The organism is Pseudomonas sp. W15Feb9B, from assembly GCF_000828175.1.
Lineage (GTDB): Bacteria > Pseudomonadota > Gammaproteobacteria > Pseudomonadales > Pseudomonadaceae > Aquipseudomonas > Aquipseudomonas parakoreensis.
The window spans coordinates 35,530-51,029 of sequence record NZ_JTKF01000002.1 but is presented as its reverse complement, the minus strand read 5'-3'; the positions used below and the strand labels follow the sequence as shown (position 1 = coordinate 51,029).

Genomic DNA, 15,500 nt, shown 5'->3' with positions numbered 1-15,500 from the left:
CGGGGGCTGACGTGCCAGTGATGGAACGGCAAAAAGGGGCGATGGATCGGCCATTGCTGTTGTTGTGAGGCTGGAAAGCAATCGCGAGCAGGCTGACTCCTACACATTTCGGCGCCTGACGTGTAGGAGCTGCGGCACGCTGCGATCTTTTGATTTTTAAAGTCAACATCAAAAGATCGCAGCGTGCCGCAGCTCCTACATGAGTAGCGTGTTCAGGCAGTTCTATAGCGATACCTGTCGCACCTGTTTCTCCAGTTCTACCTTCAACCCCGGCTCCAGCTTCAGTTGCTTGGCCAGTTCCTCCAGATACGCCTTTTCCATAAAGCTCTCCTCATCCACCAGCATCACGCTGGCGATGTACATTTCCGCCGCCATCTCCGGCGTACTCGCGGCGCGGGCGACGTCGCTTGGGTCGAGGGGTTTGTTGAGTTCGGCGTGCAGCCAGTGTTGCAGTTCCTGATCGTTGTCGAGTTTGGTGAATTCGCCTTCGATCAATTGGCGCTCGCGATCATCGATATGGCCATCAGCCTTTGCGGCGGCGACCAGTGCTTTGAGAATGGCCTGGCTGTGTTGCTCGGCCTGCGCCGGTGGCAAGCGGTCAAGGGTTTGCGGTTCGGTTTGCGGTGCGGTGCCTTTCTGAGCGTTGTAGTTGCCGTAGGCTTTGTAGGCCAGCACGCCAAGCGCTGCGAGCCCGCCGTAAATCGCAACTTTACCGCCGACCTTGCGCACTTTCTTGTTACCCAGCAGCAAGCCCATCGCGCCCGCCGCCAATGCGCCGCCGCCAGCACCTGACAGCAGACCGCCGAGGCCACTGCCACCAGAAGACCCACCAAGCAAACCGCCCAGGCCGCCAGCCGCCGGTTTGTTCTGCGCGCCACCGGCCTTGTTCTGCAACAGATCCTGGCCGGACTTGAGCAGTTGATCGAGCAATCCACGGGTGTTCATGTTCGCCTCCAAAACAGGGGTTATCCGGATCTATCGGGCCCTCAGCCTAGTTCGAAAGTGCCCTGGGCCTGCCCGCAAGTGTGCTTCCAGATGTTGCTCAACAGGCGCAGGCCCTTCGTGAAAATCGATATACACTCAGGCCAATCGATAAAAACCGCCCACCGGGTACCCTTCTCATGATGACCCTGCGTCAGATCCGTCACTTCATCGCGGTGGCCGAGACCGGCTCGATCTCCGCCGCCGCGCAAACCGCGTTCATATCCCAGTCGACCCTGACGCTGGCGATCCAGCAACTGGAAGAGGAAATCGGCGTCAGCCTGTTCAACCGTCACGCCAAGGGCATGACCTTGACTCATCAGGGTCATCAATTCCTGCGCCAGGCGCATCTGATTCTGGCAACGGTGGATAACGCCAAGCGCAGCCTGCAACAAAGCACCGATCAAGTGGCCGGGCAGTTGATTGTCGGCGTGACCAGTCTGGTGGCCGGTTATTACCTCGCCGATCTGCTCACCCGTTTTCAGCGCGCTTATCCCAACGTCGAAATCCGCGTGATGGAGGACGAAAGGCCGTACATCGAGCATTTGCTGGTCAGCGGCGAAATCGATGTCGGCGTGCTGATCCTCTCCAACCTCGAAGACCGCCACGCCCTGCAGACCGAAGTGCTGACCCACTCGCCGCACCGTCTGTGGCTGCCGGCCCAGCATCCGCTGCTGGAACACGACAGCATCAACCTCGCCGACGTCGCTCGCGAACCGCTGATTCAACTGAATGTTGATGAAATGGATCGCAACGCCCAACGCCTGTGGCGCGGCGCCGGGCTGCAACCGAAGATCACCCTCAGAACCGCATCCACCGAGGCGGTGCGAAGTCTGGTGGCGGCAGGGCTCGGCGTTTCGATTCAACCCGACATGACGTACCGCCCATGGTCACTGGAGGGCGACATCATCGAAGCGCGGCCGATCGCCGACCTCAACCAGACCCTCGATGTCGGTCTGGCCTGGCGCCGAGGGACCGCGCGCCCCGCACTGGTTGATCCATTCCTGACCGTAGCCCGCGAGCAGCCGCACGGCGGACGCAAGCCATCTATTTAATCGAATGCCACCTTCAGTATTTAGAATTTGTCGACCTCGGAGCCGCGCACTAGTCTTGCTGCATCTATAAGACGGTCGGCTCCCGGGCACGGGAGCAACAATGACCACACAAGAAAAGAGATCGCGGAAAATGGCTGGCGTGCAGACCCCGATGTGTACCGCGTTGTTGATCGACGGCGAACTGGTCGCCGGTCAAGGTTTCGTCGAACCGATCCTCAACCCGGCCACCGGTGAAATCCTCACCCACATCGCCGAGGCCAGCACCGAGCAGGTCGAAACCGCGATTCTCGCCGCCCACCGCGCCTTTGCCGAATGGTCGCGCACCACGCCGCAACAACGTTCCAGTCTGCTGCTGGACATCGCCAACGCCGTCGAAAAACACGCCGATCACCTCGCCCGCCTCGAATCGCTGAACTGCGGCAAGCCGCTGCACCTGGCGCGGCAGGACGATCTGAGCGCCACCGTCGATGTGTTCCGCTTCTTTGCCGGTGCCGTGCGCTGCCAGACCGGCCAGCTCAGTGGCGAGTACCTGCCGGGCTACACCAGCATGGTGCGTCGCGATCCGATTGGCGTGGTGGCGTCGATTGCGCCGTGGAACTACCCGATCATGATGGCCGCGTGGAAAATCGCCCCGGCCCTCGCCGCCGGCAACACCCTGGTGTTCAAACCCTCGGAACACACACCATTGTCGATCCTCGCACTGGCGCCAGCACTCGCCGAGATCCTGCCGCGCGGGGTCATCAACATCATCTGCGGCGGTGGCGAAGGCGTCGGTAGCCATCTGGTCGGTCACGCCAAGGTGCGTATGGTCTCGCTGACCGGCGATATCGTCACCGGGCAGAAAATCCTTCAAGCCGCTGCAAAGACCCTCAAGCGCACGCATCTGGAACTCGGCGGCAAAGCCCCGGTGATCGTGTGCAACGACGCCGACCTGCAAGCCGTGGTCGACGGCGTGCGCACCTACGGTTACTACAACGCCGGTCAGGACTGCACCGCCGCGTGCCGCATCTACGCGCAGGCCGGGATTCACGACAAACTGGTTGCCGAACTGGGTGCGGCAGTCAGCAGCCTGCGCTTCGCCGGCAAGCGCGATGCCGACAACGAGATCGGCCCGCTGATCAGCACCCGCCAGCGCGACCGCGTCGCCAGTTTCGTCGAACGCGCCCTCGGCCAGCCGCACATCGAGCGGGTGACCGGCGCGGCGGTGCATTCCGGCGCCGGGTTCTTTTACCAGCCGACGCTGCTGGCCGGTTGCAAACAAACGGATGAAATCGTCCAGCGCGAAGTGTTCGGCCCGGTGGTGACCGTGACCCGCTTCGACGAACTCGCACAAGCGGTGGACTGGGCCAACGACTCCGAATACGGCCTCGCCTCGTCGGTGTGGACGCAGAATCTGGACAAGGCAATGCAGGTCGCCGCCCGTTTGCAGTACGGCTGCACCTGGATCAACAGCCATTTCATGCTGGTCAGCGAAATGCCCCACGGCGGACTGAAACGCTCCGGATACGGCAAAGACTTGTCCAGTGATTCGCTGCAGGACTACAGCGTGGTGCGGCACATCATGGCCCGCCACGGCCAGCATCTCTGACTACGCTAATAACAGGCCATCAACGGCATGCTGCACCGCGTTCACAACTGCCCCGACCATAATTTAAAGAAGAGGGTTCAACCATGTTCGTGCACAAGACCGCACTGCTCAGTGCAATCACCACGGCCCTGCTGGCCAGCGCCAGCCTGCAAGCCGCCGAGCCGCTGAAGGCCGTCGGCGCCGGCGAGGGTCAGCTGGATATCGTGGCCTGGCCCGGTTACATCGAACGTGGCGAGAGTGACAAGGCTTACGACTGGGTCACCGGTTTCGAAAAAGAAACCGGCTGCAAGGTCAATGTGAAGACTGCCGCCACCTCCGACGAAATGGTCAGCCTGATGGCCAAGGGCGGTTACGATCTGGTCACCGCTTCGGGCGATGCCTCGTTGCGCCTGATCGTCGGCAAGCGCGTGCAACCGATCAACACCGCGTTGATCCCGAACTGGAACACCCTCGATCCACGCCTGAAAGATGCGCCGTGGTACGTGGTCAACAAGCAGACCTACGGCACCCCGTATCAGTGGGGCCCGAACGTGCTGATGTACAACACCAACGTGTTCAAGACGCCGCCGACCAGCTGGAATGTGCTGTTCGACGCGCAGAACTTCCCCGACGGCAAGCCGAACAAGGGTCGCGTGCAAGCCTATGACGGGCCGATCTACATCGCCGATGCGGCGCTGTACCTGAAAACCGCCAAGCCTGAGCTGGGGATCAAGGATCCGTATCAATTGACCGAAGCACAGTACAAAGCGGTGCTCGATCTGTTGCGTGCGCAGCAGCCTTTGATCCACCGCTACTGGCACGACACCACGGTACAGATGAGCGACTTCAAGAACGAAGGCGTGGTGGCGTCGAGTGCCTGGCCGTATCAGGTCAACGGCCTGATCAATGAGAAACAGCCGATTGCCTCGACCATCCCGAAAGAAGGCGCCACCGGTTGGGCCGACACCACCATGCTGCACGCCGAGGCCAAGCACCCTAATTGCGCTTACAAGTGGATGGACTGGTCGCTGCAGCCGAAAGTCCAGGGTGACGTGGCGGCGTGGTTTGGTTCGCTGCCAGCCGTGCCGGCGGCGTGCAAGGAGAGCGATTTGCTCGGCGCCGAGGGTTGCAAGACCAATGGCTTCGACCAGTTCGACAAGATCGCCTTCTGGAAAACCCCGCAGGCTGAAGGCGGCAAATTCGTGCCTTATAGCCGCTGGACCCAGGATTACATCGCGATCATGGGCGGCAGGTAAGCCCGAGAGCAACTTGGTCTAACTCCCTTTCCCCCTCTCCCCTCTGGGGGAGAGGGAGCTAAAAGCGGATCGCATTCACCGTTAGATGTTTCAGCTTTTTCAGAAGTCCAGGCAGGGCCGCTGCGACGGCCCGCGCCTTTTTGGAGCACCGCACCATGACGCTTGCAGTCCAGTTCACCAACGTTTCCCGGCAGTTCGGCGAGGTGAAGGCCGTTGACCGGGTTTCCATCGATATCCAGGACGGCGAGTTCTTTTCCATGCTCGGCCCATCCGGCTCGGGCAAGACCACCTGCCTGCGCCTGATCGCCGGTTTCGAACAACCGAGTGCCGGCTCGATCCGCATTCACGGCGCCGAAGCCGCCGGTCTGCCGCCGTATCAACGTGATGTGAACACCGTCTTCCAGGATTACGCACTGTTCCCGCACATGAACGTGCTGGACAACGTCGCCTACGGTTTGAAGGTCAAAGGCGTGAGCAAAACCGAACGCCACAAGCGCGCCGAAGAGGCGTTGGCCATGGTCGCCCTCGGCGGCTACGGCGCACGCAAACCGGTGCAGTTGTCCGGCGGTCAGCGCCAGCGTGTCGCCCTCGCCCGCGCCTTGGTCAATCGCCCGCGCGTGCTGTTGCTTGATGAGCCATTGGGCGCCCTCGACCTGAAATTGCGCGAGCAGATGCAGAGTGAACTGAAGAAGCTGCAACGCCAGCTCGGCATTACTTTCATCTTCGTCACTCACGATCAGACCGAAGCATTGTCGATGTCCGACCGCGTGGCGGTGTTCAATAAGGGCCGCATCGAACAGGTCGATACCCCGCGCAATCTGTACATGAAACCGACCACCACCTTCGTCGCCGAATTCGTCGGCACTTCCAACGTGATTCGCGGCGATCTGGCGCGCCAGCTCAGCGGCCATCCGCAGCCGTTTTCGATTCGCCCCGAGCACGTGCGTTTCGCCGAAGGGCCGCTCGCCAGCCATGAAATCGAAGTCAGCGGCGTGCTGCATGACATCCAGTATCAGGGCAGCGCCACGCGCTATGAACTGACCCTGGAAAACGGCCAGACCCTGAGCATCAGCCACGCCAACAATCAGTGGATCGACAGCAGCGCGCAGCACCAGACCGGCCAGCGCCTGCACGCACGCTGGGCGCGGGAAGCGATGATCCCACTGCACGACACTGTCTCGAGCGGGGTGTGAGATGAGCACGCTCGCAATGACTCAAGCACCGCCGTTGCGGCGGTTTTCCAACCTGCTCTACCGCAAGCCGAATCTGTATCTGTCACTGCTGCTGGTACCACCGTTGCTGTGGTTTGGCGCGATCTACCTCGGCTCGCTGCTGGTGCTGTTGTGGCAAGGTTTCTACACCTTCGACGACTTCACCATGGCGGTCACCCCTGACCTGACCCTGGCCAATTTTGCCGCGCTGTTCCAGCCGTCGAACTTCGACATCATCCTGCGCACGCTGAGCATGGCCATCGTCGTGTCGATCGCCAGCGCCATCGTCGCGTTCCCGATTGCCTATTACATGGCGCGCTACACCACGGGCAAGACCAAGGCGTTTTTCTACATCGCGGTGATGCTGCCGATGTGGGCCAGTTACATCGTCAAGGCCTATGCGTGGACGTTGCTGCTGGCCAAGGGCGGTGTGGCGCAGTGGTTCGTGCAGCATCTGGGACTGGAGCCGGTCCTGCAGTTCATTCTGGGGATTCCCGGCGTCGGCGGCAGCACCTTGTCGACCTCGCATCTGGGGCGCTTCATGGTCTTTGTCTATATCTGGTTGCCGTTCATGATCCTGCCGATTCAGGCCTCGCTGGAGCGTCTGCCGCCGTCGCTGTTGCAGGCGTCTGCCGACCTCGGCGCCAAGCCGCGCCAGACCTTCATGCAGGTGATTCTGCCGCTGTCGGTGCCCGGAATTGCGGCCGGCTCGATCTTCACTTTTTCCCTGACCCTGGGCGACTTCATCGTGCCGCAATTGGTCGGGCCGCCGGGTTACTTCGTCGGCAGCATGGTCTACGCGCAGCAAGGTGCGATCGGCAACATGCCGATGGCCGCAGCGTTCACGTTGGTGCCGATTGTGTTGATCGCGGTTTACCTGTCCATCGTTAAACGTCTGGGGGCCTTCGATGCACTCTGAAAAAGCCTCTCTCGGTCTGCGCATCGCAGCCTGGGGCGGGTTGGTGTTTCTGCACTTCCCGATCCTGATCATCTTCCTTTACGCCTTCAACACCGAGGAAGCGGCGTTCAGTTTTCCGCCAAAGGGTTTCACCCTGCACTGGTTCAGCGTGGCGTTTTCGCGCCCGGACGTGCTGGAGGCGATCAAGCTCTCGCTGCAGATTGCCGCTATCGCCACGCTGATTGCGATGGTGCTCGGCACATTGGCTTCAGCCGCGCTGTATCGCCGGGACTTCTTCGGCAAGCAGGGTATTTCGCTGATGCTGATTTTGCCGATTGCGTTGCCGGGGATCATCACCGGGATCGCGCTGCTGGCGACGTTCAAGACGCTGGGGATCGAGCCGGGGATGTTCACCATCATCGTTGGTCACGCGACGTTCTGCGTGGTGATCGTCTACAACAACGTCATCGCCCGCCTGCGCCGCACCTCGCACAGTCTGATCGAGGCCTCGATGGACCTCGGTGCCGCCGGCTGGCAGACCTTTCGCTACATCATCCTGCCGAACCTTGGCTCGGCGCTGCTGGCCGGCGGCATGCTCGCGTTTGCGCTGTCGTTCGATGAAATCATCGTCACCACGTTTACCGCCGGGCATGAGCGCACGTTGCCGCTGTGGTTGCTCAATCAACTCAGCCGTCCTCGGGATGTGCCGGTGACCAACGTCGTCGCGATGCTGGTGATGATGGTGACCATGCTGCCGATCCTTGGCGCGTATTACCTGACCCGGGGTGGCGAGAGTGTCGCCGGTAGCGGCGGCAAATGATTCATGACAGATACCACTTTCCCCCTGTGGGAGCGAGCTTGCTCGCGAAGAGGCCATGACATCCAACGTTGATGTCGACTGGCGCACCGCTTTCGCGAGCAAGCTCGCTCCCACAGGGATCTCGATTCGGCCAGAACAATAAAAGTGTTAACGAGGACAAAACCATGCAAACCAGACTCTTGATCAACGGCCACCTGGTCAACGGCGAAGGCCCGGCGCAACCGGTGCTCAACCCGGCGCTCGGCAGCGTACTGGTGGAAATCAATGAAGCCTCCGAGGCCCAGGTCGATGCCGCGGTGCGCGCCGCCGATAACGCGTTCGCCGAGTGGTCGCAAACCACACCGAAAGACCGTTCGCTGCTGCTGCTCAAACTCGCCGACGCCATCGAAGCCCATGGCGAGGAACTGGCTAAACTCGAATCCGACAACTGCGGCAAGCCCTACAGCGCCGCGCTGAATGACGAGATTCCGGCGATTGCCGACGTGTTCCGTTTCTTCGCCGGCGCCAGCCGTTGCATGAGCGGTTCGGCCGGTGGTGAATACCTGCCCGGCCACACCTCAATGATTCGCCGCGACCCGGTGGGCGTGATCGCCTCGATTGCGCCGTGGAACTACCCGCTGATGATGGTCGCCTGGAAAATCGCCCCGGCCCTCGCTGCCGGTAATACCGTGGTGCTCAAGCCGTCGGAACAAACCCCGCTGACCGCGTTGCGTCTGGCCGAACTGGCGTCGGAAATCTTCCCGGCCGGTGTACTCAATCTGGTGTTCGGTCGCGGTCCTGCCGTCGGCAGCCCGTTGGTCACGCATCCTAAAGTGCGCATGGTCTCGCTGACTGGCTCCATCGCCACTGGCTCGAACATCATTTCCAGCACCGCCGACAGCGTCAAACGCATGCACATGGAACTGGGCGGCAAGGCGCCGGTGATCATCTTCGACGACGCCGATATCGATGCTGCAGTGGAAGGTATTCGCACCTTCGGTTTCTACAATGCCGGGCAGGACTGCACCGCCGCGTGCCGGATCTACGCCCAGCAAGGCATCTATGACAAGTTCGTCGAGAAACTCGGCGCAGCGGTCAGCAGCATCAAGTATGGCTTGCAGGAAGATCCGTCGACTGAGCTTGGGCCGTTGATCACTGCGCAACATCGCGACCGCGTCGCTGGTTTTGTCGAACGTGCCGTGGCGCAGCCGCACATTCGCTTGATCACCGGCGGCAAGGCTGTGGAAGGCAACGGCTTCTTCTTCGAACCGACGGTGCTGGCCGACGCGCAGCAGGATGACGAAATCGTGCGCCGTGAAGTATTCGGGCCGGTGGTGTCGGTGACCAAGTTCACCGATGAAGCGCAGGCGCTGGAGTGGGCCAACGATTCCGACTACGGCCTCGCCTCCTCGGTGTGGACGGCGGACGTCGGACGCGCGCATCGCTTGTCTGCTCGGTTGCAATACGGCTGCACCTGGGTCAACACGCACTTCATGCTCGTCAGCGAAATGCCCCACGGCGGTCAGAAACTGTCCGGCTACGGCAAGGACATGTCCATGTACGGGCTGGAGGACTACACCACGGTTCGGCATGTGATGTTCAAGCACTAAAAGCATCGCTGGCAAGCCAGCTCCCACAAGGTTCAGTGCAGCTCTTGTGGGAGCTGGCTTGCCAGCGATGGCGTCACCGCGGTTTCAGGAAGGAAACCGGCATTACGCACCACCAGGATTCCAAAACAATAACTACCGAACCGGGCGGCGCCCGCAAAGCACCGCCACGGCCTCGGCCATCCGAAATCTGCCGATTTCACGGAGCAAACACACATGAGTGCCTCACCCGAATTCTCGGCCGGCGTTGCCGACAGCGATGCCGAACAACTGCGCAAACTGGGCTACACCTCGAACTTCAACCGCAGCATGAGCCTGTGGGAAAACTTCGCGCTGGGCTTCACTTATCTGTCACCGGTCGTAGGGGTTTATACCCTGTTCGGCCTGTGCCTCGCCGCCGGCGGACCACCGATGTTCTGGGCTTACCTGCTGGTCGGTTGCGGCCAGTTGCTGGTGTGCCTGATCTTCGGCGAAGTGGTGTCGCAGTTCCCGATTTCCGGCGGCGTCTATCCATGGGCGCGGCGCCTGGTTGGCAAGAAATGGGCATGGATGGTCGGCTGGATCTACTCCATCGCCCTGTGCGTGACCATTGCGGCAGTGGCTGTCGGTGCCGGGCCGTATCTGGCGGCGATGCTCGGGTTTGAGCCGAGCAACAACACCAATATCGTCATCGCGCTGGTACTGACACTGTTCGCCACGCTCGTCAATCTGAGCGGCACCCAAGTGCTGGCGCGGATCGCCATGTTCGGCTTCCTCTGCGAGCTGGTCGGCGCGGTGATCGTCGGCGTCTACCTGCTGGTTTTCGAACGTCATCAGCCGCTGAGCGTGCTGTTCAACACCTTCGACATCAGCGTTGACGGCTCGTACCTGCCGGCGTTCCTCACCGCGTCGCTGGCGGGGATGTTCCTTTACTACGGCTTCGAGGCCTGCGGCGACGTCGCCGAAGAAACCCCGAACCCGAGCGCAAAAATCCCGGTGGCCATGCGCATGACCATCTACATTGGCGGCATCGCGGCGATGTTCGCCTGCCTGGCGTTGATCCTCGCCGTGCCGGACATGCAAGCGGTGATCAACGGCACTGACAAAGACCCGGTCACCACCATCCTCAATAACGCCTTCGGCCCGATCGGCTCGAAAGTGGTGATGGGCGTGGTGATGATTTCCTTCATCTCCTGCGTCATCAGCCTGCAGGCTGCGGCGAGTCGTCTGCTGTACTCCTACGCTCGCGACGAAATGGTCATCGGCAGCCGACTGCTGAAAAAGATTTCTCCTACAACCCAGGTGCCCGTTGCCGCACTGTTCGTGTCCGGTGTCCTGCCCGCCCTGATCATCGCCCTCGGCTTCTTCCTGCAAGACGCCGTGGCCACCATCGTCAGCTTCGCCGCCATCGGCATCTACCTCGCGTTCCAGATGATCGTGCTGGCCGCTTTGTACGCGCGGATGAAAGGCTGGAAACCCAGCGGCAAATTCACCCTCGGCGCGTGGGGCTGGCCAGTGAACATCGGCGCGCTGGCGTATGGCGTCGGCGCAATCATCAACATGGCCTGGCCTCGCACACCGGATGCGGCGTGGTATGTGAACTATGCGATGGTGTTGAGCACGGCGATCGTGATTGGACTGGGGCTGGTTTATATGTGGATCTGCAAGCCGTATGACCATGGGAAGGCGCCGGCTGGGGATGCGTGGAAGGTGAGTCGCTAAGACGAGTTCCCCGGAATCGAATTTTGATTCCGGGGCCTCCTCGAAGCGCCGTCATCAATTGTCTAGCCCTGAAACAGGTGTAAGCCTGTTTCAGGGCTAGACACACTCAAAACCGCGAAACACTGCGCATCGCATCCACCAGATAGCGCATCGCAATCCGGTCACTCTCCGACAACTCGCGATAACGCTCCACCAGCTTCAGCTCTTCAGAACTCAATCGACGCCTTCTGCGTCCGCTGCTCAGGCAGGGAAAGATGCCGAGCATTTCGGCGATGCCTTGTATTTTTGCCATGGACGATGTCCTTCTCTGATACGTCGAAGAATTGCTTGATCACCACATCGCCCTGCCCCTTACAGCAGCGCCTGTGCCCTGCCGGTCGTACCGGCCATGCCCATAGAATAGAAATTTAATCGGCGCTGAAAAGCGGTTTTTAGAGTAATTAGTCGAAAAAAGCAGATATGCCCTGTAAATCAGTAAGTGCCGTAGGACGTTTAACCGACATGTCTTGTTTCATTGACACGCTGTCATCGTGTATCAACGAATTTTGCTCGGCGAGCGAACCGTTTAAGCTAGCCGGCATCTGTTTATAGTCCGTTGCGTTTGGCCGAAGGCTTGTCCGAACCGTAATTTCTGATCCAGCACGTGCCAGGAAAGGCGCGGGATTGCTCACGACAGGTTGTATTTATGCACCGCAGGAATTTGCTCAAAGCGTCGATGGCCATTGCGGCTTACACCGGTCTCTCGGCTTCCGGCCTGCTGGCCGCCCGTGCCTGGGCCGCCAATGGTGGCGCCGCTGATGGCGAAGCGCAGGCCTTCGATTTCGAAGCGCTCAAGCGTCAGGCCAAGCAACTGGCCGGTTCGGCCTATCAGGACACTAAACAGGTGCTGCCGCCGACCCTGGCGACCATGACCCCGCAGAATTTCAACGCGATCCGCTACGACGGCGAACATTCGCTGTGGAAGGAAAACAAGGGTCAGCTGGACGTGCAGTTCTTCCACGTCGGCATGGGTTTCCGCCAGCCAGTGCGCATGTACAGCGTCGATCCGAAGACCCGCACCGCGCGCGAAGTGCATTTCCGCCCGACATTATTCGATTACGAGAACACCTCGGTCGATACCCAGCAGCTCAAGGGCGACCTGGGCTTTGCCGGCTTCAAGCTGTTCAAGGCGCCGGAGCTGGATCGTCACGACGTGGTGTCGTTCCTCGGCGCCAGCTACTTCCGTGCGGTGGATGCCACTGGCCAATATGGCCTCTCGGCCCGTGGCCTGGCCGTCGACACCTACGCGAAAAAGCGCGAAGAATTCCCTGACTTCACCAAGTTCTGGTTCGAGACTCCGGAGCAGAACGCCACGCGTTTTGTGGTCTACGCCCTGCTCGACTCGCCGAGTGCGACTGGCGCCTATCGCTTCGACATCGATTGCCAGGCCGAGCGCGTGGTGATGGAGATCGACGCCCACATCAACGCGCGGACAGCCATCGAACAGCTGGGCATTGCGCCGATGACCAGCATGTTCAGTTGCGGCACCCATGAACGCCGCATGTGCGACACCATTCACCCGCAGATCCATGACTCCGATCGCCTGGCGATGTGGCGTGGCAATGGCGAGTGGATTTGCCGTCCGCTGAACAACCCGGCGACCCTGCAGTTCAACGCGTTTGCCGACACCGATCCGAAAGGCTTCGGTCTGGTACAGACCGACCACGAATTCGCCAACTATCAGGACACTGTCGACTGGTACAGCAAGCGCCCGAGCCTGTGGGTCGAGCCTACAACCGCGTGGGGCGAAGGCTCGATCGATCTGCTGGAAATTCCGACCACCGGCGAAACCCTCGATAACATCGTCGCGTTCTGGACCCCGAAGAAGCCGGTGGCTGCCGGTGACTCGCTGAATTACGGCTACAAGCTCTACTGGAGCGCTCTGCCGCCGGTTGGCACACCGCTGGCGCGAGTGCATGCGACCCGCTCGGGCATGGGGGGGTTCGTCGAAGGCTGGGCACCGGGCGAGCATTATCCGCCGGTCTGGGCACGGCGCTTTGCCGTGGACTTCACCGGCGGCGGCCTGGATCGCCTGCCACAGGGTACCGGGATCGAACCGGTGGTCACCTGCTCCAACGGCAAGGTGCAGGACTTCAGCGTGCTGGTGCTCGATGACATCAAGGGTTACCGGATCCTGTTCGACTGGTACCCGACCAGCGACAGCGTCGACCCGGTGGAACTGCGCCTGTTCATCCGCACCAATGACCGCACGCTGAGCGAGACCTGGTTGTACCAGTACTTCCCGCCGGCGCCGGACAAGCGCAAGTATCCTTGAAGGTTGTCTAGCGTCTGATCGGGCCTCATCGCTGGCAAGCCAGCTCCTACAAGTTCGGTGCCGTACACACATTTCGTGATCGACACCGACCACTGTGGGAGCGGGCTTGCCAGCGATGGCGTCCGTCAGGTCAGCGGCAAATACAAATGGATGTCGCAGGGTTCCAGAGCGAATAACTCCGGATCCGGTTGATCAACCAACCGGCAACCCTGTCGCTGATAAAACTCCACAGTGTTGCGCGATTCAGTCGCTGAAACATACAACGCCTCGGCACCCAACCGCCGCCCCTGCTCACAAGCCAACGCAAACAGCTTCGCCCCCAGCCCTTGCCCGCGGTAATCACGGCTGATGTGCGAAAACTTCAGCTGACGCATGCTCAGCCCCTGGTTGTGTATAACCCGGTTATCCACAACCACCGCCGCGACCAGCGCCTGCCCGTCGAAAGCGCCATACAGCCAACCTCCGCGCCGCAAACACTTTTCCAGCACCAATGCGTTTTCTTCGGCCTCCCCTTCGGGCCAACCACGCATGTCGACATGCACCGGGTACAGAATCAGCTCACCGTTTTCCAGACGATAGTTCGCCTCAACCCGTTCACTGCGGTCGATCTGCGCCAGCAACGGCAAGTCGTGTTCGCTCAGTTCTCGTTCGATCAACATGGCTGTCTTCCCTGAAATTCCAGAACGGCGGACAAGAAAAAACCCGCCGTTCCAATGGCGGGTTTTATAGACGTTACGCGGTTTTGAAATCAATCGCGCAGGTCAGACTCATGGATCGGCTGGTCACGATGGGTTGCGCGCTGATACTGCGCCGGCCACACCGCTTTGCGCCCACCCAGATCATCGTCGGCATGCAGCGGCCAATAAGGGTCACGCAGCAGTTCGCGGGCGAGGAAGATGATGTCGGCCTGACAGGTGCGCAGAATGTGCTCAGCCTGCGCCGGCTCGGTAATCATGCCGACGGTGCCGGTGGCGATGCCTGACTCCTTGCGCACCCGTTCGGCGAAGCGCGTCTGATAACCCGGCCCCACAGGAATCTCGGCGTTGGCGGCGGTACCACCGGAAGAGACGTCGATCAGGTCCGCTCCCAGTGCCTTGAGGCGGCGCGCCAGTTCCACGGTTTCATCCGGGTTCCAGCCGTCTTCGACCCAATCGGTGGCCGAAACCCGGACAAACACCGGCAACTCTTGTGGCCAGACCTCGCGCACGGCCTCGGTGACTTGCAAGACCAGCCGAATACGGTTTTCGAACGAACCACCGTATTGATCGCGGCGCTGATTGCTCAATGGCGACAGAAACTGATGCAGCAGATAACCATGGGCGGCATGCACCTCGACCACGCTGAAACCCGCGGTCAACGCGCGTTTGGCCGCAGCAACGAAGGCCTGGATCATTTCGGCGATCTGCGCTTCATCGAGCTGTTTCGGTTGCGTGTGCTGCGGGTCGAAGGCAATCGGCGATGGCCCGACCGGGGTCCAGCCGCCATCCTCCGGTTTGACGCTGCCATGTTTGCCGATCCAGGGCCGATGGGTGCTGGCCTTGCGCCCGGCGTGGGCCAGTTGAATGCCAGCAACCGCACCCTGTGCCGTGATGAAACGGGTGATGCGTTGCAGCGGTTCGATCTGTTCGTCGTTCCACAAACCGAGGTCTTCGGCGGTGATTCGTCCGTCGGCGGTGACCGCCGTGGCCTCGGTGAAAATCAGTCCGGCACCGCCCACCGCGCGGCTGCCCAGGTGCACCAGATGCCAGTCGTTGGCCAGACCGTCGACGCTGGAGTACTGGCACATCGGTGACACGGCGATGCGGTTGGGCAGGGTCAGTTGGCGAAGGGTAAAGGGTTCGAGCAGCAGACTCATGGGGCACCTCTCAAATCAGTGGGCAGGCTCCAGGGTTCTGTTTGAAAAGTCGACGAGTGACAAAAAAGGCGCAGCACCCGCCCCCGCGGGCAAAAAATTCGACAAGACGTCACAAGGCCAATCAAGCAGTGCTTAGAGCCTAGTCGACAACCGGGGATGAGGGAGGGTTCAGAGTGATTCAGTGTGTGAAAGGGTGCTTTCGCGAGCAGGCTCGCTCCCACAAAGACAACACCGTGCCTGTGGGAGCGAGCCTGCT

Annotated in this window: 13 protein-coding genes; 9 read left to right on the top strand and 4 right to left on the bottom strand. The window is 60.8% G+C overall.

From position 1 onward, the window contains the following. Positions 1-222 precede the first annotated feature (222 nt). Entirely contained in the window at positions 223-945 is a 723-nt protein-coding gene (locus tag OC71_RS01415) for a tellurite resistance TerB family protein (RefSeq protein ID WP_041063239.1), read from the bottom strand. Positions 946-1,121: 176 nt separating this feature from the next. Here OC71_RS01415 and OC71_RS01410 point away from each other — a divergent pair, with 176 nt between their 5' ends. The 8 genes from OC71_RS01410 to OC71_RS01375 all read left to right on the top strand — a co-directional run bounded on the left by OC71_RS01410 (position 1,122) and on the right by OC71_RS01375 (position 11,075). Continuing rightward, positions 1,122-2,036: a LysR family transcriptional regulator gene (locus OC71_RS01410; protein WP_007954670.1), complete on the top strand. Its 915-nt coding sequence runs from the start codon at positions 1,122-1,124 to the stop codon at positions 2,034-2,036. A 100-nt stretch (positions 2,037-2,136) separates the two neighbouring features. Continuing rightward, a complete protein-coding gene (locus tag OC71_RS01405; protein ID WP_084234106.1) occupies positions 2,137-3,624 on the top strand; it encodes a gamma-aminobutyraldehyde dehydrogenase in 1,488 nt (495 codons plus the stop codon). Positions 3,625-3,707: 83 nt separating this feature from the next. Then, the gene (gene ydcS / locus OC71_RS01400) at positions 3,708-4,859 is read left to right on the top strand and encodes a putative ABC transporter substrate-binding protein YdcS (protein ID WP_041063230.1); all 1,152 of its coding nucleotides are present in this window, start codon (positions 3,708-3,710) and stop codon (positions 4,857-4,859) included. Positions 4,860-5,014: 155 nt separating this feature from the next. After that, on the top strand, positions 5,015-6,052 hold the full coding sequence (locus OC71_RS01395) for an ABC transporter ATP-binding protein (protein ID WP_041063227.1): 1,038 nt from the start codon (positions 5,015-5,017) through the stop codon (positions 6,050-6,052). 1 nt (position 6,053) lies between these two features. Further along, complete coding sequence (locus OC71_RS01390) at positions 6,054-6,989, top strand: ABC transporter permease (protein ID WP_041063224.1); 936 nt, start codon at positions 6,054-6,056, stop codon at positions 6,987-6,989. Then, complete coding sequence (locus tag OC71_RS01385) at positions 6,979-7,788, top strand: ABC transporter permease (protein ID WP_041063221.1); 810 nt, start codon at positions 6,979-6,981, stop codon at positions 7,786-7,788. The genes OC71_RS01390 and OC71_RS01385 overlap by 11 nt, the downstream gene beginning before the upstream one ends. Positions 7,789-7,952: 164 nt before the next feature. Continuing rightward, positions 7,953-9,377, top strand: coding sequence for a gamma-aminobutyraldehyde dehydrogenase (locus OC71_RS01380; RefSeq protein WP_041063218.1), 1,425 nt, complete (start codon positions 7,953-7,955; stop codon positions 9,375-9,377). Between the two features lie 213 nt (positions 9,378-9,590). Continuing rightward, positions 9,591-11,075, top strand: a complete 1,485-nt coding sequence (locus OC71_RS01375) for an APC family permease (protein ID WP_041063215.1) — start codon at positions 9,591-9,593, stop codon at positions 11,073-11,075. A 106-nt stretch (positions 11,076-11,181) separates the two neighbouring features. Here OC71_RS01375 and OC71_RS01370 read toward each other — a convergent pair whose 3' ends face one another. After that, positions 11,182-11,367 carry a hypothetical protein gene (locus OC71_RS01370; RefSeq protein WP_041063212.1) on the bottom strand — a complete coding sequence of 62 codons (186 nt, stop codon included), beginning with the start codon at positions 11,365-11,367 and terminating at the stop codon, positions 11,182-11,184. Positions 11,368-11,760: 393 nt separating this feature from the next. On the opposite strand from OC71_RS01370, the gene OC71_RS01365 reads away from it, so the two are divergent. Then, the gene (locus OC71_RS01365) at positions 11,761-13,389 is read left to right on the top strand and encodes a glucan biosynthesis protein D (protein WP_041063208.1); all 1,629 of its coding nucleotides are present in this window, start codon (positions 11,761-11,763) and stop codon (positions 13,387-13,389) included. A 125-nt stretch (positions 13,390-13,514) separates the two neighbouring features. Here the strand turns inward: OC71_RS01365 and OC71_RS01360 are convergent, their stop codons facing one another. Both OC71_RS01360 and OC71_RS01355 read right to left on the bottom strand, forming a co-directional pair. Continuing rightward, entirely contained in the window at positions 13,515-14,048 is a 534-nt protein-coding gene (locus OC71_RS01360) for a GNAT family N-acetyltransferase (protein ID WP_041063205.1), read from the bottom strand. Between the two features lie 89 nt (positions 14,049-14,137). After that, positions 14,138-15,244: an NADH:flavin oxidoreductase/NADH oxidase gene (locus OC71_RS01355; RefSeq protein ID WP_041063201.1), complete on the bottom strand. Its 1,107-nt coding sequence runs from the start codon at positions 15,242-15,244 to the stop codon at positions 14,138-14,140. Between the last annotated feature and the right edge of the window lie 256 nt (positions 15,245-15,500).